22 protein-coding genes and 1 pseudogene are annotated in these 26,262 nt (G+C 73.0%); 14 read left to right on the forward strand and 9 right to left on the reverse strand.

Annotated elements, in window-relative coordinates; translation table 11 throughout:
* Nucleotides 1-104: 104 nt before the first annotated feature.
* Nucleotides 105-1,406: an ABC transporter substrate-binding protein gene (locus tag ACIRQH_RS14130; RefSeq protein WP_358817948.1), complete on the reverse strand. Its 1,302-nt coding sequence runs from the start codon at nucleotides 1,404-1,406 to the stop codon at nucleotides 105-107.
* 117 nt (nucleotides 1,407-1,523) lie between these two features.
* On the opposite strand from ACIRQH_RS14130, the gene ACIRQH_RS14135 reads away from it, so the two are divergent.
* Both ACIRQH_RS14135 and purU read left to right on the forward strand, forming a co-directional pair.
* Nucleotides 1,524-2,024 (forward strand): hypothetical protein, encoded by a 501-nt coding sequence (locus ACIRQH_RS14135; protein ID WP_358817949.1) that lies wholly within the window; start codon nucleotides 1,524-1,526, stop codon nucleotides 2,022-2,024.
* A 104-nt stretch (nucleotides 2,025-2,128) separates the two neighbouring features.
* A complete protein-coding gene (gene purU / locus ACIRQH_RS14140; protein WP_358817950.1) occupies nucleotides 2,129-3,013 on the forward strand; it encodes a formyltetrahydrofolate deformylase in 885 nt (294 codons plus the stop codon).
* A gap of 164 nt (nucleotides 3,014-3,177) precedes the next feature.
* On the opposite strand, the gene ACIRQH_RS14145 is transcribed toward purU, so the two are convergent.
* Both ACIRQH_RS14145 and ACIRQH_RS14150 read right to left on the reverse strand, forming a co-directional pair.
* Complete coding sequence (locus ACIRQH_RS14145) at nucleotides 3,178-4,527, reverse strand: zf-HC2 domain-containing protein (protein WP_358817951.1); 1,350 nt, start codon at nucleotides 4,525-4,527, stop codon at nucleotides 3,178-3,180.
* A complete protein-coding gene (locus ACIRQH_RS14150; RefSeq protein WP_358817952.1) occupies nucleotides 4,524-5,105 on the reverse strand; it encodes a sigma-70 family RNA polymerase sigma factor in 582 nt (193 codons plus the stop codon). Before ACIRQH_RS14150 ends, ACIRQH_RS14145 begins: the two co-directional genes overlap by 4 nt.
* A 540-nt stretch (nucleotides 5,106-5,645) precedes the next feature.
* Between ACIRQH_RS14150 and ACIRQH_RS14155 the strand changes: the two genes are divergently transcribed.
* Together ACIRQH_RS14155 and ACIRQH_RS14160 are read left to right on the forward strand one after the other, a co-directional pair.
* Entirely contained in the window at nucleotides 5,646-6,014 is a 369-nt protein-coding gene (locus ACIRQH_RS14155; RefSeq protein WP_358818039.1) for an STAS domain-containing protein, read from the forward strand.
* 224 nt (nucleotides 6,015-6,238) lie between these two features.
* The gene (locus ACIRQH_RS14160; protein WP_404225907.1) at nucleotides 6,239-6,751 is read left to right on the forward strand and encodes an EF-hand domain-containing protein; all 513 of its coding nucleotides are present in this window, start codon (nucleotides 6,239-6,241) and stop codon (nucleotides 6,749-6,751) included.
* A 138-nt stretch (nucleotides 6,752-6,889) separates the two neighbouring features.
* Here the strand turns inward: ACIRQH_RS14160 and ACIRQH_RS14165 are convergent, their stop codons facing one another.
* Complete coding sequence (locus tag ACIRQH_RS14165; protein ID WP_388872386.1) at nucleotides 6,890-8,422, reverse strand: class I adenylate-forming enzyme family protein; 1,533 nt, start codon at nucleotides 8,420-8,422, stop codon at nucleotides 6,890-6,892.
* Between the two features lie 211 nt (nucleotides 8,423-8,633).
* Here ACIRQH_RS14165 and ACIRQH_RS14170 point away from each other — a divergent pair, with 211 nt between their 5' ends.
* From ACIRQH_RS14170 to ACIRQH_RS14185, 4 genes are all read left to right on the forward strand, one after another.
* Nucleotides 8,634-9,821 (forward strand): amidohydrolase family protein, encoded by a 1,188-nt coding sequence (locus tag ACIRQH_RS14170; RefSeq protein ID WP_358817955.1) that lies wholly within the window; start codon nucleotides 8,634-8,636, stop codon nucleotides 9,819-9,821.
* Nucleotides 9,821-10,975, forward strand: coding sequence for an acyl-CoA dehydrogenase family protein (locus ACIRQH_RS14175; protein ID WP_388872390.1), 1,155 nt, complete (start codon nucleotides 9,821-9,823; stop codon nucleotides 10,973-10,975). Before ACIRQH_RS14170 ends, ACIRQH_RS14175 begins: the two co-directional genes overlap by 1 nt.
* Nucleotides 10,976-10,983: 8 nt before the next feature.
* Entirely contained in the window at nucleotides 10,984-11,886 is a 903-nt protein-coding gene (locus ACIRQH_RS14180; RefSeq protein WP_388872393.1) for an acyl-CoA dehydrogenase family protein, read from the forward strand.
* 479 nt (nucleotides 11,887-12,365) lie between these two features.
* Nucleotides 12,366-12,827, forward strand: coding sequence for an ATP-binding protein (locus tag ACIRQH_RS14185; protein ID WP_358817958.1), 462 nt, complete (start codon nucleotides 12,366-12,368; stop codon nucleotides 12,825-12,827).
* A gap of 586 nt (nucleotides 12,828-13,413) precedes the next feature.
* Here the strand turns inward: ACIRQH_RS14185 and ACIRQH_RS14190 are convergent.
* The gene (locus ACIRQH_RS14190) at nucleotides 13,414-14,340 is read right to left on the reverse strand and encodes a cyclase family protein (protein ID WP_388872396.1); all 927 of its coding nucleotides are present in this window, start codon (nucleotides 14,338-14,340) and stop codon (nucleotides 13,414-13,416) included.
* 96 nt (nucleotides 14,341-14,436) lie between these two features.
* Here ACIRQH_RS14190 and ACIRQH_RS14195 point away from each other — a divergent pair, with 96 nt between their 5' ends.
* From ACIRQH_RS14195 to ACIRQH_RS14205, 3 genes are all read left to right on the forward strand, one after another.
* Complete coding sequence (locus ACIRQH_RS14195) at nucleotides 14,437-15,348, forward strand: SDR family NAD(P)-dependent oxidoreductase (RefSeq protein ID WP_388872399.1); 912 nt, start codon at nucleotides 14,437-14,439, stop codon at nucleotides 15,346-15,348.
* Nucleotides 15,349-15,392: 44 nt separating this feature from the next.
* Nucleotides 15,393-16,628, forward strand: coding sequence for an acyl-CoA dehydrogenase family protein (locus ACIRQH_RS14200; protein WP_388872402.1), 1,236 nt, complete (start codon nucleotides 15,393-15,395; stop codon nucleotides 16,626-16,628).
* A 71-nt stretch (nucleotides 16,629-16,699) separates the two neighbouring features.
* Nucleotides 16,700-17,749, forward strand: a complete 1,050-nt coding sequence (locus ACIRQH_RS14205) for a Zn-dependent alcohol dehydrogenase (protein ID WP_358817962.1) — start codon at nucleotides 16,700-16,702, stop codon at nucleotides 17,747-17,749.
* Nucleotides 17,750-17,830: 81 nt separating this feature from the next.
* Here ACIRQH_RS14205 and ACIRQH_RS14210 read toward each other — a convergent pair whose 3' ends face one another.
* Nucleotides 17,831-18,874 carry a GlxA family transcriptional regulator gene (locus ACIRQH_RS14210; RefSeq protein ID WP_388872406.1) on the reverse strand — a complete coding sequence of 348 codons (1,044 nt, stop codon included), beginning with the start codon at nucleotides 18,872-18,874 and terminating at the stop codon, nucleotides 17,831-17,833.
* A gap of 71 nt (nucleotides 18,875-18,945) precedes the next feature.
* Between ACIRQH_RS14210 and ACIRQH_RS14215 the strand changes: the two genes are divergently transcribed.
* Nucleotides 18,946-20,280: an MFS transporter gene (locus ACIRQH_RS14215; protein WP_388872409.1), complete on the forward strand. Its 1,335-nt coding sequence runs from the start codon at nucleotides 18,946-18,948 to the stop codon at nucleotides 20,278-20,280.
* A gap of 16 nt (nucleotides 20,281-20,296) precedes the next feature.
* On the opposite strand, the gene ACIRQH_RS14220 is transcribed toward ACIRQH_RS14215, so the two are convergent.
* On the reverse strand, nucleotides 20,297-20,908 hold the full coding sequence (locus ACIRQH_RS14220; RefSeq protein WP_388872412.1) for a flavin reductase family protein: 612 nt from the start codon (nucleotides 20,906-20,908) through the stop codon (nucleotides 20,297-20,299).
* 138 nt (nucleotides 20,909-21,046) lie between these two features.
* Here ACIRQH_RS14220 and ACIRQH_RS14225 point away from each other — a divergent pair, with 138 nt between their 5' ends.
* Nucleotides 21,047-22,015 (forward strand): hypothetical protein, encoded by a 969-nt coding sequence (locus ACIRQH_RS14225; RefSeq protein ID WP_388872415.1) that lies wholly within the window; start codon nucleotides 21,047-21,049, stop codon nucleotides 22,013-22,015.
* A 47-nt stretch (nucleotides 22,016-22,062) separates the two neighbouring features.
* Here the strand turns inward: ACIRQH_RS14225 and ACIRQH_RS14230 are convergent, their stop codons facing one another.
* A complete protein-coding gene (locus ACIRQH_RS14230) occupies nucleotides 22,063-22,953 on the reverse strand; it encodes an enoyl-CoA hydratase/isomerase family protein (protein ID WP_388872632.1) in 891 nt (296 codons plus the stop codon).
* A gap of 536 nt (nucleotides 22,954-23,489) precedes the next feature.
* Entirely contained in the window at nucleotides 23,490-25,715 is a 2,226-nt protein-coding gene (locus ACIRQH_RS14235) for an acetate--CoA ligase family protein (protein WP_404225914.1), read from the reverse strand.
* Nucleotides 25,716-25,958: 243 nt separating this feature from the next.
* Between ACIRQH_RS14235 and ACIRQH_RS14240 the strand changes: the two are divergent.
* Nucleotides 25,959-26,108, forward strand: a pseudogene (locus tag ACIRQH_RS14240) (PucR family transcriptional regulator); the annotation flags it as partial.
* Nucleotides 26,109-26,262 lie beyond the last annotated feature (154 nt).

The raw sequence follows: 26,262 nt of genomic DNA on the forward strand, positions 1-26,262 counted from the left end.
CCCCGCTCCGACGGGGCCGCGGGACCGAACCCGGCGACCAGGACGCCGGCCCGGCCCCCTCGACGGTGGGCCGGGCCGGCGTTCGTCGTGACGGGGCCGGTGTCCTAGCCGGCGTTCTCCAGCGTCTTCGACATGTTCACGAATCCGCGGCGCGCGGGTGTCAGCCGGCCGTCGCGGACGACCTGGAAGGTGACGTCGCCGTTGACCAGGCGCGGGAAGTCGATGGCGCCGATCAGGTCCTCGAAGCGCCAGCGCAGCGTCGGCGTGAGGCCGTCCGTGCTCACCTTGAGGCCGTTGTCGAGCGCCCGCCGGATGGCCAGCGGGGTGACCTCGCCCGAGCCGAGCGACTCGACGGTCCTCTTCAGCACGGTGTAGGCGATCCAGGTGGTCTGCACCCCGACGTCGGCCGGGTCGATCCGGTTGTCGCCGAACGCCTGCTCCTTGATCACCGAGCGCATCTCGTACCAGCGCGCGTCGTCCGCGGCCGGGTACCAGCCGGTGACGTACGAACCCTCGTAGGGCCCCGAGCTGCCGCCGGTGGCGTCGATCCGCGACTGGTCGACGCTGCCGACGACCGTGCCGGTGCGGACCTTCGGGTACTTCGTGCTGTCACGCCGGAAGGAGTCCATGAAGGTGTCGGTGCGGTCGCCGAGGGCCGGCACCACACAGCCGCGCCTGGCCTGGTCGGAGGTCGCGTGCTGCAGTGCCTGCTGCGTCGGACGGGAGTACTCGGTGGCGTCCTCGGCGGCCCGCTGGTCGGCGGCCTGCGGGTGGCCCTGCGCCTTCAGGCCCGAGTCGAGCAGCACCGGGAGCTCGTCACCGGCCGTGGTGTCGGGACGGATCAGCGACACGGGACCGCAGTTCCTGGCGAGCTGCTCGCCGAGGCCGGCCAGCAGCGCGGGCTGGCCGCCGTTGACCGGATAGGACAGCGGACTGGTGAACTCGTCGTCGGTGACGCCGTAGCCGCCGATGTACGGGATCCCCGCGCTCTCCAGCGGGGAGAAGAAGGAGGTGCTGTGCTGACTGTAGGAGCCGACCACCGCGACGACGCCCTCGTCCACGGCCCGCTCGGCGCAGTGCGCGGCGTCGACGGAGTCGTTGTGGTCGTTGCAGGTGATGACTTCCAGCTTGTGGCCGTTGATGCCGCCGTGGGCGTTGACCCAGCGGGCGTAGGCCCGGGCCAGGGCGGGCATGCCGGGCTTGTTGGTCGCGGCCGTCTTCTCCGGCGCCCAGGTCATCACCTTGATCGAGCCGTCCCCGGAGCCCCCCGTGGCACCGGGGACGACCCCGCACCCGACAGCGATCGACGCACACGCCCCCAGCGCGCACGCGGACAGCAGTACGGCCTTGAGGGGCCGACGGCGCGGAACGGGGGAGGTGGTGCGCGTACGTCGCCTACCGGTCATGCACATGCACGATTCCCTCACACCGCGAACCCCTGAGTGACTCGGGGTCAAGAGGAGATGACACAGAGGTGAAGGAAGGGGGTCGGTGATGTGTTTTTCACAGGGAACGTACGATCGGTGACCGTGCAAGGTTCGGAGAACTCTTCCCGTCGCGGCCGTCACTCATCCACCATGGGCGGCATGCCACTGAACGACATGCCGTGGTGGCGCTGGCGCAGCAATGTGCGCTCCGCGCTGCACATGCTCTCCGACCCCGCCTTCCAGCGCGACGTCTGGCTCGCCGGCGTCGACGGGTACGGCGACGTCACCGACGCCGTGTACCGCCTGGTCGAGGACACCTGGCTCGACAACTGGTCCGCCGAGAAGTACGTCGGCACGATCTTCCGGGACTCCGAGGAGGCGGTCCTCGTGGACACCGCCGTCCTGCGCGTCCTGCGGATCATGCACCAGGTCGGCCCCGACGCCCCCGTCTCCGCCTACGTCGACCACCAGGCGTGGCCGGACGCCGTGCACGCCGCGCGCGCCGCGCACGTCCGGCTCGCGACCAGCGACGGCGAGGACTCCGACGTGCCGCCGCGCACGCTGGAAGTCCTGCGCATCCTGACGCGTTCCGCCTAGCGGCTCCGGCCGGAGGGAACCGTGGCGGTCCCGTCGCGCCGTGGGACGTCCGCGGTGCGGGACGGCAGTCCCCCGCGGGGGCCCGGTATGGGAACCTGTCCCGCATGAATGAGCCGTCCGTCCGCGCGAGCGCGCCCGCCGCCGAGCAGTACGTCCTGACCCTGTCCTGCCCCGACAAGCAGGGCATCGTGCACGCCGTGTCGAGCTATCTCTTCATGACCGGCTGCAACATCGAGGACAGTCAGCAGTTCGGCGACCACGACACCGGCCTGTTCTTCATGCGCGTGCACTTCTCCGCGGAGTCCCCGGTGACGGTGGAGAAGCTGCGGGCGAGTTTCGCGGCGATCGGCGACGCCTTCCACATGGACTGGCAGATCCACCGGGCCGAGGACCGGATGCGGATCGTGCTCATGGTCAGCAAGTTCGGCCACTGCCTGAACGACCTGCTCTTCCGTGCCCGGATCGGCGCCCTGCCCGTCGACATCGCGGCCGTCGTGTCCAACCACACGGACTTCGCCGAGCTGGTCGGCTCCTACGACGTCCCCTTCCACCACATCGCGGTGACGAGGGACACCAAGGCGGAGTCCGAGGCGCAGCTGCTGGAGCTGGTGCGCGAGCAGGGCGTCGAACTGGTCGTCCTCGCCCGCTACATGCAGGTCCTCTCCGACGACCTGTGCAAGCAGCTCAGCGGCCGCATCATCAACATCCACCACTCGTTCCTGCCGAGCTTCAAGGGCGCGAAGCCGTACCACCAGGCGCACGACCGGGGTGTGAAGCTGATCGGCGCCACCGCGCACTACGTGACCGCCGACCTCGACGAGGGCCCGATCATCGAGCAGGAGGTCGAACGCGTCGGCCACGACGTCACCCCCGACCAGCTCGTCGCCATCGGCCGGGACGTCGAGTGCCAGGCGCTGGCCCGCGCCGTGAAGTGGCACGCGGAACGCCGCATCCTGCTCAACGGCCGCCGCACGGTCATCTTCGCGTAGCGCGACAGAACGCCGCGCCGTCACGGGCCCCGCGCCGTCACGGGCCCCGCGCCGTCTCGGGCCCCGCGCCGTCTCGGGCCCCCGGGCGTACGGACGCCGGCCCCCGCCCGCCCGCAGAACTCGGGCGTGCACGGGCCGGCGCGGGTCGGGCGGGTCCCGCGCGGTCACATCCGGCTCAGTGACGCCGCCGCGAAGAGGACGTCCCTGATGGCCTCCCGGTCGCCGTCCTGTCCGGCGGCCGCCTCCTCCGGGGAGACGTGGCCCGCCGCGAGCCGGCAGAACTCCACGCCGTCCAGCGCGACATGCGCCACCTCGTGCTCGGCGGACCCGACGGCACCCGGGGAGTCCAGCGGGATCAGCCACTCGCCGCCCCCGGCCCCCTCGATCTCCAGGCGCAGACTGCGCCCCCCGGCGCCCGCGGCGACCAGATGCCGCACCGGCGGGGCCGAGAGGCCCGCCCTGCGCCGCTCGGCCAGCGAACCCGGCAGCATCCGCGCGGCCAGGTCGATCATCCGGTGGAGATGCCGGCCGGCGGGCGGCTCGTACGGGTAGTCCACCGCGTCCGCGATGTCCCAGGCGTGCACCCAGCACTCGAAGGCCCGGTCCAGCATCGAGTCGGCCAGCGGCAGTTCGAAACCGCCGTACGGCACGGTCAGGCCGCCGGAACCGCCCCCGCCCGAGCGGGAGGTGCCGGCGCCGTCCACGAACGACACCGTCCGCACGATGTTGTGGCTCTGCGCCCGCCAGGGCCCGCGCACGGACCGGGTGGGCGGGAAGTGCGAGGCGCGCCAGTACGTCTCGGTGCGCCCCTGCGGGGTCTGCCCCGCCGAGCCCGCTTCGCCGAGCGGATCGTCCAGGCCCAGCGCGACGGCCACGAGACCGTCGACGCTCAGCAGGTGGGCGATCACCCCCGCCACCGTCGTACGGCGGCTGGTGGGAGCGTCGCCGTCGAACCAGCGCAGCCGCACCGGGGCATGCCACTCGGCGCCGCCGATGTCCTGCAGCAGCGCGTCGAGCCGCGCGCTCTCCGCGTCGTACGGAGCCGCCCAATCGGGAACCGGGATGCGTGGCGGCCGCCGGTCGAGGCAGCCCGCCAGGACCCGGGTGCGCAGCGTCGGGTCCAGGTCGAGGCTCTCCGCCGGGTGCAGCAGGCCGACCGCTCCGCGTAGCCGCAGTGCCTCGTCCGCGCACGCGCCGCACTCCCCGAGGTGCTCCTCGACGGCGGTCGTCTCGTCCGCCGAGCAGGCGGCCAGCGCCCACGCGCCGAGCAGTGACTTCAGGACGTGGTGTTCGAGGACGAGCGGCGCCGGGACGGCGAGGGACGCCGCGGCCGGTTCGGGCAGCGGCAGTCCGGTGTCCTCCACGGAGGAACGCGGCAGCGGTATGCCCGCCTCCGGGTGGTCCGGGTACTCCTCCGGTTTCTCCGGATCCCTCTGCTCCCGGTGGCGTCCGTGGCCGTCGTGGGGATCGTCGCCGTGGCCGAGCGGTCCGGAGCGGTCCGCTTCTCCGCTCATCGCGCACCCCCGTACGGCGACGGCGGGCGGGTGGGTCCCGCGTCGTGGGCCGTGGACAGGAGCTGGAGGCCCAGACGGAGCCGCCGGCGGGCCTCGTCCTCGGTGACGCCGAGGTCGGCCGCCGCCTGGCGGTAGTCCCGGCGCTGGAAGTAGGCGAGGTCCAGCGCGGCCCGCAGCGGGGCCGGCATGGACGTGACGATGTAGTCCGCGCGGGCCGCGACGGAGGCGCTGCGGACCTTGCGCTCCAGCTCCTCGGCCGTGCCGTGGCCGCCCTGCGCGAGGGCGGCGGTCTCGGTGGCGCGCAGCCGCTGCACGGCCAGGCGGTGGGTCAGACCGGCCACCCAGGAGCGCAGCGGCCCCTGCCTGGGGTCGTACGCGTCGGGGTTCTCCCAGACGTGGGTGAAGACCTCGCGGGTGATGCCGTCGGCGGCCCGCTCGTCCCCCAGCACGCGGTGGGCGAGGCCGTGCACGAGCGAGGCGAACCGGTCGTAGAACTCGCCGAGCGCCGCCGCCTCCCCGCGTGCGAGCCGCTGCTGCATCTTGCGGTCCCAGCGGGGCGGTGCGTCCTGCTTCGCCATGTCTGCCCCCTGACCCCTCATCGTGCGCTGTCGTGTCCGGCGTCCGTCCGTGTGTCCGGCCCGTGTACCGACGTGTCCCCGTTCGCCGGGCAGCCATGCGGTCCGCTGTCCAGCCTGTGCGCTCCTGCTGTCCTGAATGTAGTCGGCACGTCCGACAGCGCACGCCCCTTTGCGTCAATGTGCGCCCCCGAACCAGCCACCGATGGTAGAAGCGCGCCGCTTCCACCCCCGGACATGACCGCATGAGTCCGTACGCGACCGAAACAGGCCCCTCATCGAGCATTTTCGACCGTAGACCGGCGTTTCTTCCGGGGTGGATCCGTGTTTCATGGAAGCCCGATTCACGGAACCGCGGATCGGTGTTTCGCGTCATGACGGCTGGGCAGCCGCGCTGGAAGGAAGCGTACGAAGAGCTTCCGGTTCTGCGGGACGAGGCGAGCGAGAGGCGTGGCGGTGACGCTCAAGGTGACCGAGGTGACCGACGTGACCGACGGCGAGGGCGGCGCGGGCGGCAGAGCGGGTACGGGCCGCGCGGACGGCCTGAACGCGGTGAGCCGCGACGAGGGCGAGTGGGCCGTGCTGCGGGTGTCGGGCGAACTCGACCTCGTGACGGCGCCCTCGCTGCGTCAGGGCGTGCACGACGTGGTGGCGGAGGGGCGGCACAGCATCGTCCTGGACCTCTCCGAGGTCCTGTTCTGCGACTCCAGCGGCGTCGGCGTCCTGATCGCCACCCGCCGCCTGATGCGTTCCTGCCAGGGCCGGCTGCGGCTGATCCTGCCCGCCCAGGGCGCGGTGGAGGGCTCCCACGTCAACCGGGTCCTCGCGGCGCTCGGCGTGCGCCGCCTCTTCGACGTGTACCCGGACGTCGACGCGGCCCTCGACGAGGAGTCCCGCCCGCTGTCGGCCTGATCGGGGCCGCCCGGCGTGCGGTCCGTCACGTCCGCCGCCTCGCCCACCGTGATCCTCCCGGCGCACCGCGCGACGCACTGCCACACCGTTGTCCCGGAATTCCCCCGGTCTTGGCACAACCGTCGTTTTCGGCTCCCGCCGCGGCCCGCGCGACGTACGCTCCGTGCCAGATGAACCGCAGTCCGGCCACGGCCGGCTGAGCAGTGAGGCGGTCCGAACACATCATGGTCAGCACCGAGTACGAGCGCAGGATTGCCGCCCGGTTCGCCGGATTCGACCAGGACGGCAACGGCTACATCGACCGGGAGGACTTCAACGCCGCGGCCAAGGCCGTGCTCGCCGAGTTCGGTACGGCGGCCCGGTCCGACAAGGGGCAGGCCCTGTACATCGGCGCCGAGGGGTTCTGGCAGGGCATGGCAGGCATAGCGGACCGGGACGGCGACCAGCGCATCACCCGCGAGGAGTTCGTGAGCGGCGCGGTGAAGCGGCTGCGTGACAACCCCGAGCGGTTCGCCGAGATCGCCCGCCCCTTCCTGCACGCGGCCCTCGCGGTGGCGGACACCGACGGGGACGGGACGGCCACGCTCGACGAGACCCGTCGCGTCATCACGGCCCTCGGCGCGGACGAGGACACCGCCGCCGAGGCCGCCGCCGCCCTCGACGCCGACACCGACGGACGGATCGGCGAGACGGAGGTCGTAGCCGCGTTCGCCCGCTACTTCACGGTGCCCGAGTAGCTCGCTCGCCCCACGGGACCCACAGGACCCACAGGACCCACAGGACCCACAGGACCCACGGCACCGCCGCGACCTCTCGACCGCGCGGCGCCGCGCCTGTCCGCGCGGGACGGTCCGGACGACGTGGTCCCGGCCTCCTCACCCCGAGAACCGCTCCCTGAGCCGGTACTTGAGGACCTTGCGCAAGGTCTCGTTGCGCGGAAGGGCGTCCACCACCTCCAGCTGCTCCGGCAGCTTGTGCACGGAGAGCCCTTCACCGCGCAGGTACGACGTCATCGCGGCCAGCGTCAACTCCGGCGAGCCCGCGGGCTGTTCGACCACCGCGCAGACCCGCTCCCCGCGGTCGGCGTCGGGCAGGCCGATCACCGCGACGTCCCCGACGGCCGGATGCCGGTGCAGCAGGTCCTCGATCTCCTTCGCGGAGATGTTCTCGCCCTTGCGGATGATGATGTCCTTCACCCGCCCGGTGAGCACCAGGTGCCCGCTCTCCGTCAGATGCCCGACGTCCCCGGTGACCAGGAACCCGTCCCCGTCGAAGGCCTCCGCCGTCTGCGCCGGGTCCAGATAGCCCTGGCACACGGCCTCGCCCCGCAGCCGCACGTCCCCGTCGACACCGGCAGGCCGGGGCGCCCCCGCCCCGTCCACGATCCGTATCTCCATGCCGTGCGGCGGCCGGCCCTCGGTGGTCGCGAGGTTCTCGGCCGTGTCGTCCGGCGCGCCCATCGTGATCATCGGGACCTCGGTCATCCCGTACCCGTGGGTGAGCTGCACGTCCATCTCCCGGACGACCGCGTGGTAGACCTCGGGCGGCTTCGGGGCTCCGCCGCCCGCGAGCAGCCGCAGGGCGGGCAGGACCGGCTTTCCGGGCTGCTTGCGCTGCTCGGCGAGGAACATCGCGTAGAAGGCGGTCGACCCGCCCGCCACCGTCACGCCGTGCCTGCGGTACTCCTCCAGGGCGGCGGGCAGCGCGAAGTGCTCGAACATCACGGCCGGGAAGCCGTACAGCAGCAGCATCACCGTGTAGTCGGGACCGGCGATGTGCGCGTACGGGAAGGCCATCGAGCCCACGTCGTCGGCGGACAGGTGCAGGGCGTGCGCGAGGCAGGAGCCGCCCGCGATCAGGGAGCGGTCGGTGTGCAGCACGCCCTTGGGGTCGGAGGTGGTGCCCGAGGTCCAGTAGATCCAGCGGACGGTGGTGCCGTCGCAGGGCGGGGCGGGCAGCACGGCGGGGTCGCCGTCCGGCAGGTCGTCGTACGCCTCGAAGACGTTCCGCGCCCCGAGCCGGTGCGCCATCGCCGTGTGGTCGAAGCCGCGCCACTCGCCCGGCACGGCGAAGTGAACGGCCTTCGACTCGCGCAGCGCGAAGCCCACCTCGCGGTCCCGGTAGAAGGGGATGACCGGGGACTGCACCGCGCCGATGCGGGCCAGCGCGAACGACAGCAGGGCGGTCTCGATCCGGGTGGGCAGCTGCCAGGCGACGACCGTGCCGGGGCGCACGCCCCGCTCGTACAGGCCGGCCGCCACCCGCTCGGAACGGTCGCGCAGCCCGCCGAAGGTCAGCGAGCGGTCGCCCTGGAGCAGGACGGGCCGGTCGGGGGTGAGGTCGGCGCGACGGTCGACCAGTTCCCACAGCGTGCGGGCGGAACTCAGGGCGTGTGCGGTGTCGTTCACTTCGACCCCCCGGGGGCGTTCGCCTCGGCACCCGCGACGCACGGGCCGGAGCTGACGGTCAGTCAGATCGTGCGCAGAGCGTAGGGCTCACCGCCTTGTCGGTCCATAGGCGCGGGGCTAGCCTGCTTGTGGACAAAGATCTGACGACCCATCAGATATGTCGTCGGTGGGGAGACCCGCGGACGGACCCGTACGCCAGGCGGAGGGGACCATGACCGAACTGCCCCGCATCATCAGCGTCGACGACCACGTGATCGAGCCCGCGCACCTCTTCGAGACCTGGCTGCCGCGGAAGTACCGGGAGCGCGGGCCGCGGCCGCTCACCGCCGGCATCGGCGAACTCGCGTACGTCGCGGGCAAGTACCAGATCACCATGGACCCGGCGGGACCGCCGACCGACTGGTGGATCTACGAGGACCTCAAGTTCCCGTACAAGCGCAACATCGCCGCCGTCGGCTTCGACCGTGACGAGATGACGCTGGAGGGCATCACCCGCGCCGAGATGCGGCCCGGCTGCTGGGACCCCGCCGAGCGGCTCAAGGACATGGACCTCAACCACGTCGAGGCCAGCCTCTGCTTCCCCACCTTCCCGCGGTTCTGCGGACAGACCTTCGCCGAGGCCCACGACAAGGAGGTCGCCCTGGCCTGCGTGCGGGCCTACAACGACTGGATGGTCGAGGAGTGGTGCGGCGACAGCGGCGGCCGGCTGATCCCGCTGTGCCTGATCCCGCTGTGGGACATCGGCCTCGCGGTCGCCGAGATCCGCCGCAACGCCGCCCGCGGCGTGAAGGCCGTCACCTTCTCCGAGATCCCCACCCACCTGGGCCTGCCGTCCATCCACTCCGGCTACTGGGACCCGTTCTTCGCGGTCTGCCAGGAGACCGGCACGGTCGTGAACATGCACATCGGCTCGTCCTCGCAGATGCCCGCCGCCTCCCCCGACGCCCCGCCCGCCGTGCAGGCCTCGCTGTCCTTCAACAACGCCATGGCCTCGATGATGGACTTCCTGTTCAGCGGCGTCCTGGTGAAGTTCCCGCGCCTCAAACTCGCCTACTCCGAGGGCCAGATGGGCTGGATCCCCTACGCCCTGGAGCGCGCCGACGACGTCTGGTCCGAGCACCGCGCCTGGGGCGGCGTGAAGGACCTGATCCCCGAGCCGCCGTCGACGTACTACTACCGCCAGATCTTCTGCTGCTTCTTCCGCGACAAGCACGGCGTCGCGTCCCTGGACGTCGTCGGCCGCGACAACGCCACCTTCGAGACCGACTACCCGCACGTCGACTCGACCTTCCCGCACACCAAGGAGGTCGCCCTCGACCACGTGAAGGGCCTCGACGACGAGACCGTCCACAAGTTGATGCGCGGCAACGCGATCCGCATGCTGGACCTGGACCTGTAGTGGACCTGACGTACACGCCCGAGGAGGAGGAGTTCCGCGCCCGCCTGCGCAGCTGGCTCGCCGGAGTCCTGCCCGCCCTGCCGCCGAAACCGTCCCCCGGCGACTGGCCCGCCCGCCGCGCCTACGACCTCGGCTGGCAGCGCAGGCTGTACGACGCCGGGTACGCGGGTCTGCACTGGCCCGTCGACGCCGGCGGACAGGGGGCGACGCCGACCCAGCACCTGATCTACCTGGAGGAGACGGAGAGGGCGGGCGCCCCCTATGTCGGGGCCAACTTCGTCGGGCTGCTGCACGCCGGTCCGACCATCGCCTCCGAGGGGAGCGCCGGACAGCGGGCCCGCTGGCTGCCGCCCGTGCTGCGCGGTGAGGAGGTCTGGTGCCAGGGCTTCAGCGAGCCGGACGCCGGGTCCGACCTCGCGGCGCTGCGCACGCGCGCGCGGCGGGACGGCGACGACTACGTGGTGAGCGGGTCGAAGATCTGGACGTCCCACGCCGAGGTCGCCGACTGGTGCGAACTGCTGGTGCGCACCGACCCCGACGCCCCCCGGCACCGCGGGATCACCTGGCTCGCGATGCCCATGGACGCGCCGGGCATCACCGTCCGCCCGCTGCGCACCCTCGCGGGCTCCACCGAGTTCGCGGAGGTCTTCCTCGACGAGGTGCGCGTCCCGGTCGCCCACCGCGTCGGCGCGGAGAACGACGGCTGGCGCGTGACCATGGTGACCTTGTCCTACGAACGCGGGACCGCCTTCGTCGGCGAAGTCGTCGCCTGCCGCCGCGTGTTGGCCGAGGTGGCGCGCGAGGCGCGGAAGAACGGCCGCTGGGACGACGCCGTACTGCGCCGCCGCCTCGGCCGGCTGAACGCCGAGTTCCGCGCCCTGTGGCGGCTGACCCAGTGGAACGTCGGCGAGGCCCAGCGGACCGGGGGAGTGCCCGGCGTCGGGGGCTCGGTCTTCAAGCTCGGCTACTCGCACGCACGCCAGGAGCTGTACGACGCCGCCGCCGAGGTGCTCGGGCCCGAGTCGCTCGACCCCGGCCGCGAATGGACCCTGGACCGGCTGTCGTCCCTGTCGTACACCATCGCGGCCGGCACCTCGCAGATCCAGCGAAACATCGTGGCCGAGCGGATCCTCGGCCTGCCCCGGGGAAGGTGAGCCGGACCATGGACTTCCAACTGAGCCCGGACCAGAAGGCCTTGCGACAGGGCGTACGGGAACTGCTGGAGGGCCGGTTCGGGCGGGACGCGCTGCGCGCGGCGGCCGGCCGGGCCGAGACGGCGGGTGAAGCCGTCCTCGACCGGGCGCTGTGGCGCGAACTCGGTGCGGCGGGTTTCTTCGCCCTGCGCCTGCCCGAGGCGGCCGGCGGCGTCGGACAGGGGCTCCCGGAGGCCGTGCTGGCCTTCGAGGAGGCGGGTCGCGTCCTGCTGCCCGGCCCCCTGATCGCCACCCACCTCGCAGCGGGCACCGTGGCCGGGGCGGCCACCGGGGAGGCCGTCGTCACGGCCGCCGGCCCGGGCCTCGTCGAATGGCTGGACGAGTCCGACGTCGTCCGCGGGGACACCGCCGGTGCCGAGCCGCTGGCCGTCCTGGACCCGCTGACCCCCCTGCACCGGCTGCCCGCCTCCCCGCACCGGCCCGCCGAGGACACCCTCCTCGTCTCCCTCCTCACCGCCGCCGAACAGCTCGGCAGCGCCGTCCGGACCTGTGAGGCGGCCGTGCAACACGCCCGGACACGCGAACAGTTCGGTCGGCCGATCGGGGCCTTCCAGGCGGTGCAGCATCTCTGCGCGGACATGCTCGTCCGGGTCGAGGTGGCGCGCGCCGCCGTCTACGCCGCGGCCGTCACCGCCGACCCCACCGATGTCGCGGCCGCCCGGCTGCTCGCCGACGAGGCCGCCGTGCGGGGCGCCCGCGACTGCCTCCAGGTGCACGGCGGGATGGGCTTCACCTGGGAGTCCGACGTCCATCTGCACCTGAAGAGGGCCTGGATACGGACCCACCGTGCGGGCGGGGGCACACAGAGTGAGGAAGCGCTCGCGGAGGATCTGGTCGCCGGACCGGCCTGACGGGCCCCTGTCCTGCGGTGTCGTGAGAACGGCGGACAGGGATGTCGCGGAACGTGGCACACCGGGATCACGGAGCGTCGAGATCGGGTTGTGTCCTATGCGTGACTCGTCACGGCCTGGAGTCGGCGCCGTGCTCCGGTACCTTGTGTGGGATGCGAGTGGTTCCGAGGCTGAGCCAGCCCGGTGTGGCCCCAGAGGCGGCGCCGGACCCGGCGATGCGCGCCGCTCGCGAGGCAGGACGAATCCCCGTACCTGCCTGTTCGACTCCCCGTGGCGAGCGTCGCACAGTATGCCGCACGCGTACTCCTTCGCGCTGGAATATGCCCGAAGCGCTTGTTGGGGTGACTGTACGTCAACCATGCTGTCTCGCAAGGGAATCACGTTCCGTGATCCTTGTTCTGGCCATGCAGAAAATGGCTACGATCGTGGCCCTTGTGAGGCGCGAGGCGATGTGTCCGCCGGTTCGGATGGTGTGAGCGGTGCAGGTGCTTCAAGTGCAGCTGGAGATCCGGCCCGACCCCGCGGAGGTGGGGCGAGCCCGGCGGTGGGCCCGTTCGCGGCTCGCGGGTTCCGGGATAGGGGCCGACGAACCGCTCGCCGAGACGCTGATCCTGCTCGTCTCCGAGCTCGTCACCAACGCCGTGGTGCACACCGGCTGTCCGGCCGTGCTGCGGCTGTGCCTGCCGGGCGGCGGTGAGGCCGCCACGGTGCGCCTCGAAGTCACCGACTCCTGCGCCCGGCCGCCGATCCCCCGGCACGCCGAGGGCGACGAGACCAACGGCCGCGGCCTGGAGCTCGTCGACGGCCTCGCGGATCGCTGGGGCTGGAATCCCGAGGGCGCGGGCAAGCGCATCTGGTGCGAGGTGGACCGCTGCGTCTCGGGCGCCCCGGCCGTATCCGCTTACCCGGCCTTCGAGGACTTCGCGTACGAGGCGGTCTAGGCTCGTCGTCCGGATCAGGCGGCTCCCGCGTGCGGTGTGCTGCCGGCCGCGCCCCGCCGCATGATCCGGACGGCAGGTCCTGGTTCGCCCTCCCCCGCGCATGCCGTGCGGGGGATCCGTCTCGGCGCACGCGACCTCTCCTCACGGCCCGCCGGTCGACCCCGGCGGGCGCGCGCTTTCGTGCATGTATGCACGAAAGCGCTGTACACGGCCACGGCGGCGGCCGAATGCGCCGGGCCGTGCTTCCGTACGCGCTGTTTCATAAGGGATGCGCCGGGGCAAATCGCCGATCGGGTGTTGACGTGACGTGTCCGTTTGATCACGCTTGTGTTCAGCGATTCGCCGCGAGGGGACGGCGAGGGCTCCGGTGACGGGGGCCCTCGGTGAGTGCGGGTCGCGATTCGGCGTCGGCTTCTCAAGGGGCTGAGGAGTGAGGTGAGTACGCCGGAGGCGGATGGCGGCGCGCGTGCCGTGCCCGGAGCGGGGTGGGGACCTCGCGGACGGGCGCAGTCGAGAGTGGGGGAAGCGCGCCGCCAGCCGGACCTCGTGCGGGAACCGGGCGTCGCGGAGGGGTGGGCGGTGCGGTCTACAGGAGGGCCACCGGGGCCACGGGGGTGCCGGTGCCGCCCACGAAGGGTTCCGGCATCGCCGACAGCAGGAAGGCGTACCGCTTTTCTTGTCCACAGGCTGTGGACAACTCTTCGAGATTCCAGTTCTGGCCCTGCAGCATCCCCATCTCCACCAGGTCGAGCGCGTGAACGGGCAGCCACAGGTCCTCGATCTCGGGCGGAAAGATCTCGAAGGTGAGGGTGTCGTTGGCGACCGCCGCCACGTCGCGCGCGTGGAACCACTCCGGGGTGCGCACCGACAGGCCCGGCGAGGGATACCCGTACCCGTGCTTGTCGCCCGCCAGATACACCTGGATCTGCCCGGTCCGTACGAGCACGATGTCGCCGGCCCGCACCCGGGTGCCCGCCAACTCCTCGGCGGCCTCCAGGTCTTCCGGGGTGACCGCGTGTCCGCCGGGCAGCCGGTCCACGCCGTGCGCCCGTGCCACGTCGAGCAGGACACCGCGCGAGACGACATGCCGCGGCTTGTCGATCCCGCTGAACTCGGCGCCGCCGTGCGCGGTGACCGTGCCGGCGGGGCGGCCGTTGTAGAGCTTCCCCGAGTGCGAGACATGGGTCAGCGCGTCCCAGTGGGTGCCCGCCTGCAGGCCCATGGTCACCGCGTCGTCGCTGCACGCCACCGTGCCGGGCCCGAAGATCTCCTGGTTGATCTGCACCATCGTGTGCAGCGGATTGACCCGGCCCGGGATCATCCCGGTCTGCACGCCGTCCTGCCGGAGCGGCAGCGCGAGCGGCACGCGGCGTCCGCTGCGCACGGTCGCCGCCGCCCGGCGCACCACCTCGTCGGTGATCAGGTTCAGGGTCCCGATCTCGTCGTCGGCCCCCCAACGCCCCCAGTTGTTCACGCGCTTGGCGATCTCGTGGAACTCGGCAGGCAGTGACATGAGTGCTCCCCGGGGGCTTGTCTCCAGGTATCCGACGGGTCGTAGAATCCGAGTTGAATCTAACGGACCGTCAGAAACTGCGGGAAGGGGCCGGGCGTGGGGAACTTCTTGGCGGGCAAGGTCGTCGCCGTCACGGGCGCGGGGCGGGGGATAGGCCGGGCGGTCGCGCTGGCCGCGGCCGCCGAGGGGGCACGTGTCGTCGTCAACGACTACGGGGTGTCCGTCGAGGGCGCGGAGCCCACGAGTTCGGTCGCCGACACCGTCGTCAAGGAGATCGAGGCGGCGGGCGGCGAAGCGGTCGCGGTCGCCGACGACATCTCGACGATGGCGGGCGGACAACGGGTCGTCGACACCGCGCTGGCCGCCTACGGACGGATCGACGGCGTGGTCTGCGTGGCCGGCATCCTGCGCGAACGCATGCTCTTCAACATGTCGGAACAGGAGTGGGACCCGGTGGTCGCCACCCACCTCAAAGGCACGTTCACCCTGTTCCGGGCCGCCTCCGCGGTGATGCGCACCCAGAGGTCCGGCACGCTCATCGGCTTCACCAGCGGCAACCACCAGGGATCGGTCGCACAGGCCAACTACAGCGCGGCCAAGGGCGGCATCATCTCCCTGGTGCGCAGCGCCGCCCTCGGCCTGCACAAGTACGGGGTCACCGCCAACGCGGTGGCACCGGTGGCCCGTACGCGCATGTCGGCGAACGTGCCCATGGAACTGAAGGAGATCGGCGAGCCGGAGGACGTGGCCGCGCTCGTGGTCTACCTGCTGTCGGAACGGGCTCGCGCGGAACGCATCACCGGGCAGGTCTACACGATCGCCGGACCCAAGATCGCCGTCTGGGCCCAGCCCCGCGAACTGCGCGCCGGGTACGCCGAGGGCGCCTGGACCCCGGAGCGGATCGCCGACTTCCTGCCCGGCACCGTCGGCGTCGATCCGATGCCGCTGCTGGAACAGGTGGAGGCGATGGCGCGCGCGGCGGCCGACAAGGCTCGCCCCAACGCGTGAGTGCGCCCGCGGACACGAACCGCGGCCCGGTGGGAGGAGAGCGCGTGGATTTCGCATTCGGTCCCGAGGACGAGGAGTTCCGCCGCGAGGTGCGGGCCTGGCTCGCGGAGCACCTGGCCGGTACACCGGGGCGCCGCGAGTGGGAGCTGGAGCTCGGGCGGGCCGGCTGGATCGGGCTCGGCTGGGTGGACGACGGGTACGGGAACCGGCGCGCCGGTCTGACCCGGCAGGTCGTGTGGGCCGAGGAGTACGCCCGCTCGAAGGCACCCGCGCGGTCCGGGCACATCGGCGAGAACCTCCTCGCCCCGACCCTTCTGGCACACGGGACGCCGGAACAGAAGCAGCGCTTCCTGCCGCCGATCGCGCGGGGCCGGGAGCTGTGGTGCCAGGGGTACAGCGAACCCGGGGCGGGCTCCGACCTGGCCGGGATCCGCACAACCGCCGTACAGGACACGGCCGGTGAGGTGGCTTCCGTGTATCCGGCGCCCGCCGCGGGCTCCGCGTCGCCGGACGCCGTGCGGGAGGCGGGGGCACCCTCGGGCGTGTACCGCGTCACAGGGCAGAAGATCTGGACCTCGCTCGCCCACGAGGCCGACTGGTGCTTCGTGCTCGCCCGGACCGAGCAGGCGTCCACCCGCCACCACGGCCTGTCCTTCCTCCTCCTGCCCATGGACCAGCCGGGCCGCGTCGAGGTCCGGCCGATCCGCCAGATGACCGGCACCAGCGAGTTCAACGAGGTGTTCTTCGACGGCGCCGTGGCCCGCGCCGAGCACGTGGTGGGCGGGGCCGGCAACGGCTGGCGGGTCGCCATGAGCCTGCTCGGCTTCGAGCGCGGGGTCTCCACCCTCGCCCAGCAGATCGGCTTCGCCGAGGAGTTGGGGGTCGTCCTGCGGACCGCCGTCGCGACCGGCGCCGCCACGGACCCCGTCGTGCGCGACCAGCTCGTGCGCCTGTGGGCCGAGTTGCGCACCATGCGCTGGAACGCCCTCCGCACGCTGGGTGGTTCGGGTGATCCGGCGGACACGGCGGCGCCCAGCGCGGCGAAGCTCCTGTGGGGCGGCTGGCACCGCCGGCTCGGTGAACTGGCCCTGCGGGTGAAGGGGGCGGGCGCGGCGGTCGGTCCGGCGGACTGGTCACCGCACGCTCCGTACGAACTGGACGCGGCACAGCACCTGTTCCTGTTCAGCCGGGCCGACACGATCTACGGCGGCTCGGACGAGATCCAGCGCACGATCATCGCCGAGCGCGCGCTCGGCCTGCCGAAGGAACCCAGGGGTTAGCCACGGCGCGCCCCGCACGGCCCACGAACGGCACAGCCCGGGGACGGCCCGGGAAGAGGGGAGCTGGCGCGATGCGAGGCGTGATCTTCGACGGGAAGCGGACCGAGGTCGTGGACGACCTGGAGCTGCGGGACCCGGGGCCCGGGGAGGTGCGGGTGGCGGTCTCCGCGGCCGGACTCTGCCACAGCGACCTGTCCGTGGTGGACGGCACCATCCCCTTCCCCGTCCCCGTGGTCCTCGGCCACGAGGGCGCGGGCGTGGTGGAGGCCGTGGGCGCGGGCGTCACCCATGTCGGGCCCGGCGACCACGTGGCGCTGTCCACGCTCGCCAACTGCGGGGCCTGCGCCGAGTGCGACCGGGGCAGGCCGACGATGTGCCGCAAGGCGATCGGTATGCCGCAGCGGCCGTTCAGCCGGGCCGGGCAGCCGCTGTACCAGTTCGCCGCGAACTCCTCCTTCGCCGAACGGACGGTGGTCAAGGCGGTGCAGGCGGTGCGGATCCCCGAGGACATCCCCCTCACGTCGGCCGCGCTCATCGGCTGCGGGGTTCTCACCGGGGTCGGGGCCGTGCTCAACCGGGCCCGGGTCGACCGCGGCGACACCGTCCTCGTCATCGGTACCGGCGGCATCGGCCTCAACGTCATCCAGGGGGCGCGGATCGCGGGCGCCCTGCGGATCGTCGCCGTCGACTCCAACCCGGCGAAGGAGGCGGTGGCCCGCCAGTTCGGCGCCACCGACTTCCTGACCTCGGCCGAGGGAGTGAAGGACATCCTGCCCACCGGCGCCCAGCACGCCTTCGAGTGCGTGGGACGCGTCGAGCTGATCCGGCAGGCGATCGACCTGCTCGACCGGCACGGCCAGGCCATCCTGCTGGGTGTGCCCCCGGCGACGGCCGAGGCGTCCTTCCTCGTCTCCTCCATGTACCTGGACAAGTCGATCCTGGGCTGCCGCTACGGCTCGTCCCGCCCGCAGCGCGACATCGCCCTGTACGCCGACCTGTACCGCGCGGGTCACCTGCTGCTCGACGAGCTGGTGACCGCGACGTACCCGGTCGAGGACTTCGAGCGGGCCGCGGAGGACGCGCACGCCGGGAAGGTGGCGCGCGCGGTGCTCACGTTCTGACCGGCGCCCCGGCGCAGGGCGTCCGGGCCTCGCACCCGCACGGGGGGGCGCCCGGGACGCCCGCCCGCCCGCGGGTGCGCCTCACACCCGTGCCGCGGCGACGGCGCTCTCCCCGCCCTCGCCCTCGTCCCCGCTGCCGGCGCCCGACCGGAACGTGCGCCGGTAGGCGGTGGGGGTGACGCCGAGAGTGGCCTGGAGGTGCTGGCGCATCGACTGGGCCGTGCCGAACCCGGCGTCGCGGGCCACCTGGTCGATGGACAGACCGCTGGACTCCAGCAGGTGGCGGGCGTGTTCGACGCGCTGCCGGGTCAGCCACTGGCCGGGGCTCACGCCGACCTCCTCGCGGAACCGCCGGGTGAAGGTGCGCACCGACATGGACTCCTGCCCGGCCATGTCACGGAGCTGGATCGGCTCGTGCAGGCGGCCGAGTGCCCAGGCACGCGCGTTGGTCGTGCCGGCCGACTGCGCCTCCGGGACGGGCCGCTGGACGAACTGCGCCTGGCCGCCGTCCCGGTGCGGCGGTACGACGGTGCGGCGGGCCACGTCGTTGGCGACGGCGGCGCCGTGGTCGCGGCGCACGATGTGCAGACACAGGTCGATCCCGGCGGCGACACCGGCCGACGTCAGCACGTCCCCGTCGTCGATGAACAGCACGTCCGCGTCGACCCGGATCTTCGGGAAGAGCCGCTGGAAGTGCTCGGCGTGCATCCAGTGCGTGGTGGCCGGGCGGCCGTCGAGAAGGCCCGCCGCGGCCAGCACGTAGCCCCCGGTGCAGATGGAGACCAGGCGGGTGCCGGGGCGGATGCGGACGAGGGCGGCGGCCAGCTCGGGCGTGAGGATGCCGTCCTGCTCGACGGGGCCGAGTTCGTACGACGCCGGGACGACCACGGTGTCGGCCGTGGCCAGTGCCTCGGGGCCGTGGGCGACCAGGATCTCGAAGTCGGCGTCGGTGGTGACCGGGCCCGGCGGCCGGGCCGAGCAGGTGACCACCTCGTACAGCGGCCGCCCGGAGGTGTCCCGCGCCTTGCCGAAGATGCGCTGGGGGATGCCCAGCTCGAAGGGGAGCAGGCCGTCGAGGGCGAGGACGACGACACGGTGCGGGCGGAACGTTCCCGAAGGAGCCATGGCCCGATCCTAGCGAATGCTGTCCTTCGGGCCAGTGGTTCGGCCGGTTCCGTTGCCCGATGCTCAAGGACGTGACAGAGACAAGCGAAGCCGCACCCGCCGCGGAGGACGCCCGGCCCGTCCGCCCCGCCGCCCCGCACCGGATCCACCGCGCGTGGTTCGTCGCCGCCGTCACCTTCGTGACGATCATCGGAGCGGCGGCCTTCCGGTCGCTGCCGGGGCTGCTGATCGACCCGCTGCACGCCGACTTCGGCTGGTCGCGCGGCACGATCGGACTCGCCGTCTCCATCAACCTCGCGCTCTACGGCCTCACCGCGCCGTTCGCCGCGGCCCTGATGGACCGCTTCGGCATCCGCCGCGTCGTCGCCGTCGCCCTGACCGTGATCGCCGTCGGCTCCGGGCTCACCGTGTGGATGACGGCGGCCTGGCAACTGCTGCTCTGCTGGGGCCTGCTGGTGGGCCTCGGCTCCGGTTCGATGGCGCTCGCCTTCGCCGCGACCGTCACCAACCGCTGGTTCACCGAGCGCAAGGGCCTGGTGACGGGCATTCTCACGGCGGCCTCGGCCTCCGGCCAGCTGATCTTCCTGCCGGTGCTGTCCTGGATCGTCACCGAGCACAGCTGGCGTCCGGCCGCGGTCACCGTGGCCCTCGCCGCCCTCGCGGTCGTCCCCTTCGTCTGGCTGCTGCTGCGCGACCACCCGGCCGACGTCGGCCAGAAGCCCTACGGCGCCACGGAGTTCGTGCCGAAGCCCGAGCCGGTGCGGGGAGCCGCCCGGCGCACGATCGGCGTGCTGCTCTCCGCCGTCCGCACCGGCCCCTTCTGGCTCCTCGCCGGCACCTTCGCGATCTGCGGCGCCTCGACCAACGGCCTCGTCCAGACGCACTTCGTGCCCGCCGCCCACGACCACGGCATGCCCATCACGGCGGCGGCCTCGCTCCTCGCGGTCATCGGCGTCTTCGACGTGGTCGGCACGATCGCCTCGGGCTGGTTCACCGACCGCTTCGAGCCGCGCCGCCTGCTGGCCGTGTACTACGCCCTGCGCGGCGTCTCGCTGCTCTTCCTGCCGATGCTGCTCGCCCCGAACGTGCACCCGCCGATGATCTTCTTCATCGTCTTCTACGGCCTCGACTGGGTCGCCACCGTCCCGCCCACCCTGGCCCTGTGCCGCGAGCAGTACGGCGAGGACAGCGCCATCGTCTTCGGCTGGGTCCTCGCCTCCCACCAGGTCGGCGCCGCCCTCGTCGCCTTCCTCGGCGGTGTCGCCCGCGACCGCTTCGGCTCCTACGACGTGGTCTGGTACGCCTCGGGCGCGCTGTGCGCGGTGGCGGCCCTGATGGCGCTGGTGATCCGGCGCAGCCGCCCGGCCGCCGCGCGGAAGGTGAGGGTGGCGCCCGCGGCCGCCTGACCGGGCCGGGGGCGGGTCAGGCGAGGAACCGCCCCTTGTGGAACAGCAGGGGCGGTACGCCGTCGCCGCCCCCGCCCGTGCCGAGCGCGTCCACCCGGCCCACCACGATCAGATGGTCCCCGCCGGTGTGCACCGCGTGGACCGTGCAGTCGATCCACGCCGCCGCGCCCGCGAGGCGCGGGGAGCCGGAGACGGGGGCGGCGTCATGGGCGACACCGGCGAACTTGTCGGCGCCGCTCACCGCGAAGCCCCGGCACAGGTCCCCCTGGTGCGCCCCGAGGACGTTCACGCAGAAGACCCCAGCACGCGCGATACGCGGCCAGGTCGCCGACGTACGGCCGACCATGAAGCAGATCAGCGGCGGGTCGAGGGAGAGGGAGGCGAAGGACTGGCAGGCGAAGCCCGCCGGGTCCCCGTCGCCGGCGGCCGGTGCCGTCACCACCGTGACGCCCGTCGCGAAGTGGCCGAGGACCCGCCGGAACTCCGCCGGGTCGACGGGCGCCCGTTCGTCGTCGCCGACCGCGCGCAGATCCGGGCGCGGCAACGCCTCGACGGGCCCCGCGACGGTGGGGGCCCCGGCCGACCTGAGGTAGCGGACGGCGGCGGCGGCCATCCCTGCGTGTCCCATCACACCAGCCATTGAAGCTGACGGTGCGTCAGATGGGAAGGGGTGCGGAGCCGGGGCGCGCAGGGGCCGGTCCGGCCGGTGCGGGCGGGTGAGGCCCGCCCGTCGCCGGGACGTCGGCCGCCCCGTATCTTTCGCCCCATGGGGTGGGCAGAGTCCGGGGCGCCCGTGCGTCCCCGGCCGCGATGGGACGGCGCCGAGGTGAACCTCGCCGCGGCGGTCTGTGCGGCGCAGGCCGCGGCCGTCACCGCCGTGTTCTGGGTCGGCACGTTCGACGACGACGACCACGGCGCCGGGTCGGGCGGTGGCCTCGCCGCCGTCGGCCTGCTGTGCGTGCTGGTGTTCGGCCCCGCGCTCCTCGCCGCCCTGGGCGCCCTGCACGCCGCGGCCGTCACGATGCCGGCAGCCTCCGCCGCCCGGCTCGCGGCCCGCCGCACGCCCGTCCCCGAGGCCGCCTGGCACCTGGTGCTGGCCCTGTCGCTCGGCACGCTCTGGGCCGTGCCCGCCGTCGCGCTCGGCGGGCTCTCCCCCACCCGCGCCCCGGTGCTGCTGATCGCCGGGTCCGGTGTCCTGCCCTCTCTGGCCGTCGCCCACGTGCGGCGACGCGAGCGGAGCACCGGACGCCCGCCCAGCGGCCGACGCGTCTGGCTCCGCGCCGCGTTCGCCGCCCTCGGGGCGTGCGTCCTGATCGCCGGTGCGGGCGCGGTGGGCCTGGCCACCGGACTCATCCGGGAGTACGAGCCCCCGAAGCTCGGCGCCGACCGGCTGACCGGGGTCTGGCGCGGCGACCACGGGGCCGTGCTGCGGCTGCGCCCCGGCGGCCGGGCCCTGCTCACCGGAGTGCCCGCCCAGCCCGAGTTCGAGGACGTCACGACCAGGGAGTTCACGCGCTGCGACGGCGCCGGCAGCTGGTTCCTCGACACCGGGGGCCGCTACGACCCGTACGCCGACGGAGGCACCTCCGGGCAGCGGGCCGGGGTCGTCGTCCGCGTCGCCGACTGCGGCCACGACACGTACTGGACGATCGGCGGCACCGCCGACCGCCCCGAACTCTTCGTCCTCTTCGGCGACCCCGACTCGGGGGACCTGCGCATCCTGCGACGCAACTGACGGGCGCCGGGCCGCAGTTCGGGTTCGGGAGCGCGGGGGCGGTGCGGTCAGCGGCCCTCGTAGCGCGGGGTGCGCCGTTCCACGAAGCTCGCGACGCCCTCGATGGCGTCCGCCGTCGTCATGTTGATCTCCTGGGCCGCCGCCTCCGCGGCGAAGGCGGCGCCGCGGTCGGTGTCGAGGGAGGCGTTGACCAGTTGCTTCGTCAGCGCCAGGGCGCGGGTCGGCCCGGCGGCGAGCCGCTCGGCCCACGCGCGCGCGGTCTTCTCCAACTCTTGTGCCGGTACGACCCTGTTGACCAGCCCGATCCGCTCCGCGTCCGTGGCGCTGAGCGCGTCGCCGAAGAACATCAGCTCCTTGGCCCGCTGCGGACCGATCAGCCGGGACAGCAGGTAGGCCCCACCGCCGTCCGGTACCAGGCCGCGGCGCACGAACACCTCGATGAACCGCGCCGGTTCGGCCGCCAGAACGAGGTCGCACGCGAAGGCGAGGTGCGCGCCGATCCCGGCGGCCGTGCCGTTGACCGCGGCGATCACCGGCTTCTCGCAGTCGAGGACGGCGCCGATCAGACGCTGCGCCCCCAGCCGGATGGTGCGGGCGACGTCGCCGGGGACGCGGGCCCCCGAAGGCGGTCCGCCGCGCAGGTCGGCGCCCGCGCAGAACCCGCGACCGGTCGCCGTGATCACCACCGCCCGCACCCCCGGGTCCGCGGACGCCTCCGCGAGCAGTGCGATCACCCGCTCCCGCTGGTCCCAGGTGAGCGCGTTCATCGCCTCGGGCCGGTCCAGGGTGATCCACGAGACCGCGTTGTCAGTGGTGTGCCGTATCAATGAGTCGAGAGGCTTTTCGGCCGGTTCGGGGGAATCGGCCGATTCGGGCGCGCCCGCGGACTCCGTGGAGGCACGGGACGCGGCGTCGGACGCACGGGGGGAGACGGGCATGAGGGAACCGGGGTCAAAGGGGTCGGGCGTACGGGAGTCGGTCATGGGGCTGCTCCGTTTCGTACGGGGGCGGGGAGCGGCCGCGCCGGGCCGCGCGGGGGGCGGAGCCGGGCCGCGAGGGGGGCGGAGCCGGGCCGCGAGGGTGTTCGCGCGGTCGGCCGGGACCGGGCGGGCGCCCGCGAGGGGAACCCGGTCGGCCCGCGGGCTCGTGCGGGGTGGCGGGGCCGCCGGGCACCCACAGCGCCGGAGTCGGACCGCCGGATCGCTCCCGTCGGGAGGCCGATCCGCCGGGACCGCTCCGCCGTGCGATCCGGCGGAGTGCCCGCCGGGCCGGACGGCCGAGGACTCCGCGCCGAGAGGCAGGGGTGCCGGGGTGCGGCCCCCGCCGTGAGGGGGGTCCGCAGGGGTGCTCCCGCCCGGTGGCCGAGCCGCCGCCCAGGTCCCGCCGTCGGCTCCGGTGCCGTGCGGAGGGCGGGGAGCGTCCCCGGCTTCCGCACGCTCCCCGGCTCCCGCGCCGCCGAGGGGTCCGGCGGCGTTCAGCGGCACACCACCAGGGCGTCCAGGGCCACCGCCCCCTGCCCGCGGGGCAGCACCATCAGCGGGTTGATGTCCAGTTCGGAGATCTCGTCGCCGAGTTCGAGCGCCATCCGCTGCACCCGGACGACGACCTCGACCAGCGCGTCCGCGTCCGCCGGCGGCGCTCCGCGCACCCCGTCGAGCAGGGCCCGGCCGCGCAGCTCCGACAGCATGGCCCGCGCCTGGTCGTCACCGAAGGGCGGCACGCGTACGGCGGCGTCGCGCAGCACCTCGACGAGCACCCCGCCGAGCCCGACGGTCACGGTCGGCCCGAAGAGCTGGTCGTGCGTCACACCGACGACCATCTCGACTCCCCGCTCCACCATCTGGCACACGAGGACGCCGTCCAGCGGCAGCCCCTCGTAGCGGGCGATGTCGGTCAGCTCGCGATAGGTGTCACGGACCTGGCTGGCGGAGGTCAGCCCGATCTTCACGAGGCCGAGCTCCGTCTTGTGGGCGAGCTGCGCGCCGGACGCCTTCATGACCACCGGGTAGCCGACCTGGCTCGCCGCGCGCACGGCCGCCGCCGCGCTGGTCACCAACTGCTCGCGCGGCACCCGGATCCCGTACGCGCGCAGCAGCTGCTTCGCCGCGTGTTCGCTCAGCTGGTGACCCGGGCGCATCAGGGCCTGCGCCTTGCGGAAGGAGGGCGAGGGGGTGCGCGGGGCCTCGTCGAAGGGCGAGCGGTACGCGGCGGTGAACCGCGCGTGGTCCAGGTGGGCGCGGACGGCGGTGATGCAGTTGGCGAAGGTGCGGAACGTCGCGACCCGGGACGAGCCGAGCAGCGTCGTGCGGTAGGCGTCCTCGGTGCCCACCGGCGACCCCCACACCACGCACACCAGCTTGTCGGTCTGCTCCGCCGCGTCCACCAGGTCCTGCGCCAGCTTGTCGCTCATCGGCGGGAAGGGCCCGGTGATGGGGCAGATCAGCACGCCGACGGCCGGGTCGGCGAGGATCGCGTCGATGATCTTCCGGCCGCGCCAGTCGCCGACGGGGTGGCCGCCGTTGTCGACCGGGTTGGCGACGTTCAGGTAGTCCGGTATCCACGTGTGCAGTTCGGCCTGTTTGGCGTCGGACAGCACGGGCAGGTCGAGGCCCGCCACGCTGGCCAGGTCCGCGAAGTGCGCGCCGGTGCCGCCGGAGATCGAATAGACCACGACCCCGTCGGCCCGCGGAGCCCGCGCGCGGGCCAACAGGGCTGCGGTGTCCTGGAGTTCGTCGAGTCCGTCGACGCGGATCACGCCGTACTGCCGCATCGCCGCGTCCACCACCGCGTCGGCGCCGGTCAGTTTGCCGGTGTGCGAGGCGGCGGTGCGGGAGCCGGTCTCGGTGCGGCCGACCTTGACGGCGACGACGGGCACCTTGCGCCGGGCCGCACGGTCGGCGGCGAGGAGGAAGGAACGGCCGTCCTTGAGGCCCTCGACGTAACAGGCGATGGCGCCGACCTCGGGCCGCTCGGCGAAGTAGGAGATGAAGTCGGCGGTCTCCAGGTCGGCCTCGTTGCCGGTGGGCGCCCAGTGGGAGAGGCGGACGCCGAGCTGCTGCATCGCGAACACCGGGCGGCCCTGGTGGCCGGACTGGGTGATCAGTGCGACCGCGGGGCCCTCCAGGTCGTCGCGGAAGTGCTCGAAGGCGTTGAGGTTGGTGTTCGGCCCGAGCAGCCGTATCCCGGAGCGGCGCACGGCGGCGGCGAGCCGGGTCTGCGCCGCGGCGCCCTCGTCCCCGGTCTCGGCGAACCCGGAGGCGAAGGCGACCGCGAACCGCACCTTCGCCTCGGCGAGTTCCTCGATCACCGGGAGAGGGTCGGCCACCAGCAGTACGGCCAGGTCGACCTGCTCGGGAAGGTCCGCGACGGAGGGGAGGCAGGGCATGCCGAAGACGGACCCGCGGGTGGGATGCACGGGGTGCAGCCGGGCGCCGACCCGCTCGGCCCAGCCGATCAGCTGCCGGGTGATCCCGGTGTTCGGCCGCCCCTCCGCGTCGGAGGCGCCGATCACGGCCACCGACCCGGGCCGGAAGAACCGATCCAGGTCGGGTGCGTCGGCGTACAGCGGGCGCCCGCTGACGTCCAGGTCGTCGACCTCGGCCGGCCGTCCGTGCACGACCGGTGAAGGTTGCTCGCCGCAGGCGATGACCCGGGCCCGGCGGGAGTCGGTGGTGAGGGTGCCGTGGGTTGATCCAAGCATCGGTCCGCCCGCTCCTGTGTGACAGCCAACTGATAACTGACGCACTGTCAGATTACGTAACTGACGCCGTGTCAGGAATAGTTGTGCAGGCAAAGGCTCGGAGCGGGGTCCGAGGTGTAGGTTCTCGGCGCCTTCGTCCACCTCTCAGGGCGGGCGGCCCAGGATCCACCGGCAGTGTCAGGTGTACCCGCGTGAGTGATGCCGAGATCCGGCGCCGTGGGCTGAGATGGAAGCCTGCTCTACGCGACGGAGTCCGACCGCCGCCCGAGCCTGAGCGTGCGCGCCCTGACCTACCGTCTGGAACGCGTCCACAAGCTGACCGGCGCCAACCCGACCGACCTCGCCCACCGCCACGTGCTACAGGCAGCGGTGACAGGCGCGCGGCTGCTGGACAGAGTCGCCTCGAACGTGGCTGTCGGTACGGCCCGTTGTCCATCCAGCCTGCTCTTGCCGGACCGACGAACCACCGAACGGAAATGCACGAGTCAGAGATCTGCACGCCCGAACGGACCGCTCCCGATGGCCACCCCTGTTTCTGCCGGACCGT

Origin of the sequence: Streptomyces sp. NPDC102279, from assembly GCF_044766365.1 — a bacterium.
GTDB lineage: Bacteria > Actinomycetota > Actinomycetes > Streptomycetales > Streptomycetaceae > Streptomyces.

What these genes read in the sequence shown, in the direction of transcription:
- ACIRQH_RS14190 (WP_388872396.1), bottom strand. Translation starts at nt 14,340, where the DNA reads ATGTCACTGCCTGCCGAGTTCCACGAGATCGCCAAGCGCGTGAACAAC.
- ACIRQH_RS14235 (WP_404225914.1), bottom strand. Translation starts at nt 25,715, where the DNA reads ATGCTTGGATCAACCCACGGCACCCTCACCACCGACTCCCGCCGGGCC.
- ACIRQH_RS14130 (WP_358817948.1), bottom strand. Translation starts at nt 1,406, where the DNA reads ATGACCGGTAGGCGACGTACGCGCACCACCTCCCCCGTTCCGCGCCGT.
- purU (WP_358817950.1), top strand. Translation starts at nt 2,129, where the DNA reads ATGAATGAGCCGTCCGTCCGCGCGAGCGCGCCCGCCGCCGAGCAGTAC.
- ACIRQH_RS14145 (WP_358817951.1), bottom strand. Translation starts at nt 4,527, where the DNA reads ATGAGCGGAGAAGCGGACCGCTCCGGACCGCTCGGCCACGGCGACGAT.
- ACIRQH_RS14205 (WP_358817962.1), top strand. Translation starts at nt 16,700, where the DNA reads ATGCGAGGCGTGATCTTCGACGGGAAGCGGACCGAGGTCGTGGACGAC.
- ACIRQH_RS14225 (WP_388872415.1), top strand. Translation starts at nt 21,047, where the DNA reads ATGGGGTGGGCAGAGTCCGGGGCGCCCGTGCGTCCCCGGCCGCGATGG.
- ACIRQH_RS14230 (WP_388872632.1), bottom strand. Translation starts at nt 22,953, where the DNA reads ATGCCCGTCTCCCCCCGTGCGTCCGACGCCGCGTCCCGTGCCTCCACG.
- ACIRQH_RS14150 (WP_358817952.1), bottom strand. Translation starts at nt 5,105, where the DNA reads ATGGCGAAGCAGGACGCACCGCCCCGCTGGGACCGCAAGATGCAGCAG.
- ACIRQH_RS14210 (WP_388872406.1), bottom strand. Translation starts at nt 18,874, where the DNA reads ATGGCTCCTTCGGGAACGTTCCGCCCGCACCGTGTCGTCGTCCTCGCC.
- ACIRQH_RS14180 (WP_388872393.1), top strand. Translation starts at nt 10,984, where the DNA reads ATGGACTTCCAACTGAGCCCGGACCAGAAGGCCTTGCGACAGGGCGTA.
- ACIRQH_RS14170 (WP_358817955.1), top strand. Translation starts at nt 8,634, where the DNA reads ATGACCGAACTGCCCCGCATCATCAGCGTCGACGACCACGTGATCGAG.
- ACIRQH_RS14160 (WP_404225907.1), top strand. Translation starts at nt 6,239, where the DNA reads ATGGTCAGCACCGAGTACGAGCGCAGGATTGCCGCCCGGTTCGCCGGA.
- ACIRQH_RS14220 (WP_388872412.1), bottom strand. Translation starts at nt 20,908, where the DNA reads ATGGGACACGCAGGGATGGCCGCCGCCGCCGTCCGCTACCTCAGGTCG.